The organism is Proteiniphilum sp. UBA5463, assembly GCF_002427225.1.
GTDB classification, from domain to species: domain Bacteria; phylum Bacteroidota; class Bacteroidia; order Bacteroidales; family Dysgonomonadaceae; genus Proteiniphilum; species Proteiniphilum propionicum.
Map to the genome: position 1 here is coordinate 1 of NZ_DIQL01000016.1, position 6,722 is coordinate 6,722.

Annotated in this window: 2 protein-coding genes and 1 pseudogene; all 3 read left to right on the plus strand. The window is 42.8% G+C overall.

Going from position 1 to position 6,722, the window contains the following annotated elements; all coding sequences use genetic code 11:
• Window positions 1-228 (plus strand): hypothetical protein (locus B3B27_RS03295; protein ID WP_286846823.1); only part of this gene is annotated, 228 nt, incomplete at its 5' end.
• Window positions 229-755: 527 nt separating this feature from the next.
• Window positions 756-1,119 (plus strand): annotated as a pseudogene (gene tnpA, locus B3B27_RS03300) (IS200/IS605 family transposase); the annotation flags it as partial.
• 372 nt (window positions 1,120-1,491) lie between these two features.
• Window positions 1,492-6,722 (plus strand): PA14 domain-containing protein (locus B3B27_RS03305; protein WP_286846825.1); only part of this gene is annotated, 5,231 nt, incomplete at its 3' end.

Consider the following 6,722-nt stretch of genomic DNA (forward strand, 5'->3'; position numbering starts at 1 on the left):
CTACTTTGCTATAGGATTTACCTTTGTTGGGAATCAACGACAGAACGAATTGCCTACTTCACAGTAGAGCGTGATACAAATTGCGGTTACCCCATGCTTTGTAGATGGACGAAAAGCGGAAATCATATAAACTATGGTTCCTCGCCTAATAATGCTGAAGAAGAACTGAAGTCGGTCTGCTTTTTCTTTAATTATGGAACAGATATTTCAAAAGCACAATATGGATAAAGAAGAATATAATTGCAAACTGATCGTCACACAATTTTAATGAATCCGGGCCGGAATTCCCGTGACTTCAGTTATGGAATGGATAGAAAGACTATAAATGCCCATCCCTTTGGCAACCTGGGGACGTTAGAGGCGCTGGTAATTAGACGGCCTCCACTGGGTTTGCTTCGGCAAATGCAGCGAGCGGTCCCTATCTACGCAAAGTGCAGTTTGTGGACATTGCCCGTTGTCCACTACCCTGCGTGCCACTGACTTTAGCTGGTGGTAGTTGACGAATCCAGTTTCAGATACAAAGCATAAAAATCTGATCAGGAATTCCCCAACGCTCTCTTTTAGTCTGCTTTAGCAGTTTTTCCAAACGTCTTGCCGTTTGGAAAACAAAAATCCGCGCGCTACGCGCGTGAGATTAAAAGCTTAAGTAAAGGGCATCACCTTTCTGATATAATGACGAGTGTTCAAGACGTCAAAAAGCAGTAAAAAGGTGATGCTCTATGGCGAACAATTTCGCAAACACGTAATGGGTGTGCATGTATCGTATTGTTTCGTGCCAAAATACCGCAGAAAGTTCATATACAATCAGCTTAGGGCGAATATCCAAAAAAAATATTAGAGATTTGTGCAAATGAAAAGATGTAGAAATTATCGAAGTACACATGATGCTGGATCGTGTTCACCTTGCTTCTTTTGATTCCACCAGAATATAATATTTCGAGTTTCATGGGTTACTTAAAAGATAAGTTCGTCAATAAGCATTTCTGGTCAACGGGGTATTATGTGAGCACGGTGGGGCTCAATGAGGCAACGATCGCAAAGAATATTAGAGAACAAGAAAAACAAGATCAGGTAGAAGACAAACTTACAACAAAGGAATATAAATATCCTTTTAAGGGTCAGCCGGTACTCAGTCCCCTACGGCTTGTACAAAGTGAAAGCCAGCGTCGTTTAGGCGCTGGCAGTTTTATGCCCTTTTAGGGCTCGTTCATGCCACCCGTTTTACGGGTGGCATGACTACATTTGAAGAATGGATGACCATTTGGTCATTTATTCTTTTACCGGCCAATGCTGGAGATATATGTAAAAATTAACTCAATATTAAACAAAAGTGCTGGATATTATACATACAATTAATTCAAAATGCTGTACAATTCAATTGTGAAAGATATTTTAGTACATATTCCATAAATTAAGTATATGGAATCGGCCAGGTCGAATAAAGGGTTATATCCCTTTAAAATTATCTTTAAAGGAGGAGAAGGAATCTTTATGAAAAAGCAAGTTCTGGTTTGGGCGTTGGCTGTATCATTACTGACCGGCACAGTGCTGATTAGTCCGGCAAAAGCATTGGCAGCGGAAAAAAATACATCTCCGGGCCCAATTGAGCCAATTGCTGTGTCAGCCTCCAAGAAAGAAAAAGATGAAAGTAAAGATGAAAGCAATGATGATGACGTAAAACCTGATGCCTATTATAACTTCGAAGATGTCAAAGGTACAGCAGTACATGACGAAAGTGGAAACAACAACGATGCATCGCTTGTCAACAACGCTATTGTCCGTAACAATGCGCAGGCTGGAGGAAATGTCGCTTTCCTTGATAACGGCGATCTCAGCGGTGAAAAAGCGCAAGGGATTGAACTGCCATCAGATCTGTTTACAGGGATAAGCGATTTTACACTTGTTATGGATACCTACCTGATAAGCAGTGAAACGTGGACAGGTCTGCTGGCAGCTGGAAGTGACACGCAGCATTATATGATACTTGCCAATCAGGGCGATAAGCCTCCGGATGGTAAATGCGGGCTCACCTGTGCTACACTTTATGGACAGCAATCCAGTGAAGAAGAGCGCGTTAAGGCCAGCGTTAACGATAAGCTGCCCGTTGGGCGTTGGGCAAGGGTGGCATTTACCCAGACAGCGAAAGGAAATTCCAAACTTTACATTGACGGTAGAGAGGTTGCATCTGGAACTTTGTCGACGACGCTTGGTCAGTTGGCTGAGGAAAAAAATTTCGTCGCGCGCATCGGTAGCAATACGGTGTGGCCAGATCCGGGCTTTAATGGACTGGTGGATAATGTTAGAATCTACAAGACCGTTCTCACAGAAGACCAGATCAGCAAAATCCCTTGGACAATCAGTGAGGAACCGAAAGATCCGGAATTTCCTGAGTTAGGAAAGCACGGGATTGCTGGAGACTATTGCCTTTTCGATATCGATGATAAAAACAACAGCTATACTTTTGGAGATTATAAAAGTACCTATATTGATCCGAATATTGATTTTGAGAATGACAGTTCTTTCGAAAGCATACTGAGCAAAAGAACTGGTGCAAGTAATAATGTAGGCGTCCGCTGGAACGGTCGCATTGCCGCCCCGGAAGACGGTAACTATACCTTTTACAGTTACAGCGACAATGGAGTGAAAGTATGGATTGACGACAAGCTCATTATTGACTATTGGGTAAATGAATGGGATGAAGAGCAGATTTCAAAACCGTTCGAAATGAAGAAAGGCGAAGCTCATAACATTAAGATTGAATATTTTGAAGCGTCCGGCGGACAACATGTCATGCTGAGCTGGAAAGACGATCAAAATATTATGAAAAAGCCGATCCCTTCAACAGCTTTTTATCTGCCAGAGAATTTTGAAGGAGCCCTTATCGACAATATCGACACTTCCGATGCGCAACTGGATCGCAAAGAAGGACTCGACGGAACTGTTAAGGTGACGGGGACGAATTTGGATCAAGTTTCAAAGCTTGAACTAATAACGGCCGGAGGCGCCTCTCTTGAACCGGCCGTGTATCCGAAGGTAGATTCCAAATCTCCCGAAGAAATTATATTTGAGCTGCCGACGACCCTTGCAGCAGGCATGTACAAGGTAAAACTGTCAACAGAAAAGGGAATTATTACAATAAGTGATCAATCCTTCAGTATTATTGCAGCGCCTGGGGAAACAGACCGGCCAGAACACCCTCGCCCTGACTGGGAACGCAGTAAATGGATGAACCTCAATGGCTGGTGGGATTTTGCGTATGACAAAGATGCTGTTGGTACAACAGAGAAGTGGTACGAAGACAAAGAGTATGAACTCAAAATCAACGTACCGTTTCCATGGGAGTCTCAGAAGAGTGGAATTGGCGACGATTCTTACTTAGGCCAGGCATGGTACCACAGGACGATGGATTTAGATGATAGCTGGCTGGGTGAAAACAAAACAGTCTTTATGAAGTTCGGTGCGGTGGACTGGAACTGTACGCTTTATGTAAATGGAAAGAAAGTTGGAGACCATACTGGCGGCTATGACACATTCGAGTTTGATATCACAAAGTATGTAAATACTGGTTCAAACGATATTGCTCTCCGCGTCATGGACAATGCGACATCGGGAGGAAACGTTCCCGCTTTGATCGGGAAGCAGGGACATGACGCGCCGTGTGGATATACGCAGACAAGTGGAATATGGCAGTCGGTTTACATTGAAGGACGAACTAACACCTATCTTGACTATGCGCATGCCAATCCGGACGTGACAAAAAACACGGTAACTTATGATCTTAGCGTTGTCAGCAATGCTGACCAGGATGTAACAGTTTCCTATGCTTTCACAGGTAAAAAGTGGGATGAAAAACAAGAAAAAGATATTGAGAATGGATCCAATTTTGAGGGTTCTCAAGACATTAGCCTTAAAGAAGGGGCCAATACAGTTAAACTGGACCCTATCTATATCCAGGATCCGAAACTTTGGAATTTAAACGATCCAAATCTCTACTACGGTACCATTACCGTAAAGGATTTCGAAGGAACCACTCTGGATCAGGTTGACACATACTTTGGCCTTCGTCAGGTTACTACCCAGGAATATGGCGACAGGAACTATAAGTATGTAAACGTAAATGGGAAGCCGGTATTTCTTTCGGGTCTTCTGGACCAGGGCTTCTGGCCGGAAGGCATTTACACAGCTCCAAATGAAGCGGCTCTGAAAGACGATATAGAGGCTTTGAAAGAACGCGGGTTCAATCTGATTCGTAAACATATCAAAATTGAGGATCCACTGGAATATTACTGGTGCGACAAACTCGGATGTTTTGTTTGGCAGGACATCCCGTGGGGCACCCAACTTAATGCTACCAGCGAAGGCAGTGAAACTCCAGGACGTTTGATTTACGAACAGTGCATGAAAACCGCAATTACACGCGACTATAATCATCCGAGTATCATTGCCATTATCCTGTTTAACGAGACGTGGGGCATCAATCATAATGCGCCCGAAGCGGATGATGGAATGACGACCAATGAATGGATTCAGCATCTTTACAATGAAGCAAAGTCGCTTAATCCAAATTTGATGGTTGAAGACATGAGCGCATGCAACAATGACCATATTCAGCCTACGGATCAGAACACCTGGCATTTCTACACAAACTGGCAGAACGCTTACAATGACATCCAAAACCGGGACAACAATACGAACCCAGGTTCAGCCAATAATTTCCTGAAAGGCTACACACAAAACGGTGCACCATGGTTGAACAGCGAATACGGCGGTGTCGGCTGTGGTTCAGGCGATTTGGATGTTTCATGGTGCTTTAAATACCTGACCGATGCACTGCGCCTACATCAAAAACTTAACGGCTATATTTATACAGAACCGTATGATATTGAGTATGAACGCAATGGATTCCGTACCTATGACCGTCGCAATAAAATATTCGGCTATGATGAAATTGCCTACGGTGGCGATATGAGCATGGCCGACCTCAATCAGCCGGATTATATCGGCGTTGACATCAATCCGAATCCTAAACTTGCCCCTGGCGCAGAGTATTCTGCCAAAATTGCGGCATTAAACTGGTCTGGAAGAGATTCTAATAAGGTGGTTGTAAAATGGCGTTTTGACGCAACAGATATCTATGGCAATAATTTTTCGACTGGAATCAGTGGCAGTAAACCAATTTCCTACAGACCTTATACAAGGGAAGACATAACGATAAACTTTAAACTTCCTGTTAAAAAATGTGTTGGCACTCTTACCGTTTGGCTTGAAGACGGCGGCACTAAAATTGCAAAGAATTTTGTAAATGTTGTCGTTACAGATGATAAGGAAACTCCTGCTCTTGAGTTCCTCGGTGACAACAGCATGGCCATCCGGGGCGTTGTTTCTGGAACGACTGCAGCCAAGGGAACCGGAACAGTGACATATAATTATCCGATAAGTCAAGCGTTCGATATCAATTCGCTAAATAACATGCGCGTTATTGCAGAAGTATCTTCTGTAAAAGGTTCAACAGAAAATCACGGCGTTGTTAATTCTGATAAATCTCAAACTGTTGAAGGTGGAGAACGTCCTTCAGATGTAACCATCCTTGTAAACGGCGTTGAAATTGAAACAGTTTATATTCCTGATGATCCCAGGGATATCCGTGGCACAATTGGTTTACTCTCTGCCTATAACGGGACCAGTGCTAAAGATTATGGATATCTAATCAATATTAATGTACCTTCCGAGAAGATTGCAGCAGTCAAAAAAGCTATTTCAGCCAGTCAAGGTAAAATCGAGGTTTCGTATAAAGTAAAAACTGATGCGAAAAACAAAAATGGTGTTCAGATATATACGGATACGAACGGACGCTATGCTGTCAACCCAACTGTTATTCTAAATCCACCCGACCAAACATTAACTTCTGTAGGAATTCCTGAAAATAAAAATTATAAAGTAGAAGCAGTGCTTGCAGAAGGGCAAAACGTTTCCGTACGGGGTGGCACCGATATTATCGAATATAAAGACGGAAATCTAGTGCTGAGTAATTCTACAGGTGAACTTGGTGAATCCCCGGTTTCTTCCGGAAATCACCGTGTAGCTGTAAAACTTTTTGATGATCATATCCAGGTGTATGCAGATGACAATCCTGTTCCTGTTCTTGATAAGTATGATTACTCCAAGTTCACAGCCCTAACCGCCCAGGCTTCCCAAGGAGTTGAGCTGACGATTTCTGGAGAAACTTATCAGGAAGATATTGGTGAAAAGGATATTAATAAGGATTCTCTAAACGAATTGATTATAAACGTAGAAAAACTTTTAGAAAAAGACTATACACAAGAGAGCTGGATGAAGCTTCAGTCAGCTTTGGATGAAGCAAAGCACGCTGAAGATGATAGTAATGCTTCTCAGGAAGAAATTTCGATTGCTTACCATAATTTAAAAAATGCAATTAGTTCACTAGTACCTGAAAGTGAAGATGAGAATAACAATGGATCTCATTCCTCTAAAGACCATTCCAAGCAGGAAACAAGTTCGAAACTACAACCACAGCAGCAACTGCAGCAAACCTACATCAGCGACACAACACGCGACTTCTCTGTCAGCGAAACCTATCAGTTTAAGATTACCAGCAAAGATGGTAAGGCCCCGACTTTTGTAATCGGTACGCCAGGGGTATTTGAAATTGAGTCGACTATTCGGAATGGGAATGACTATTTCATCAAACTGAGGGCTATTGG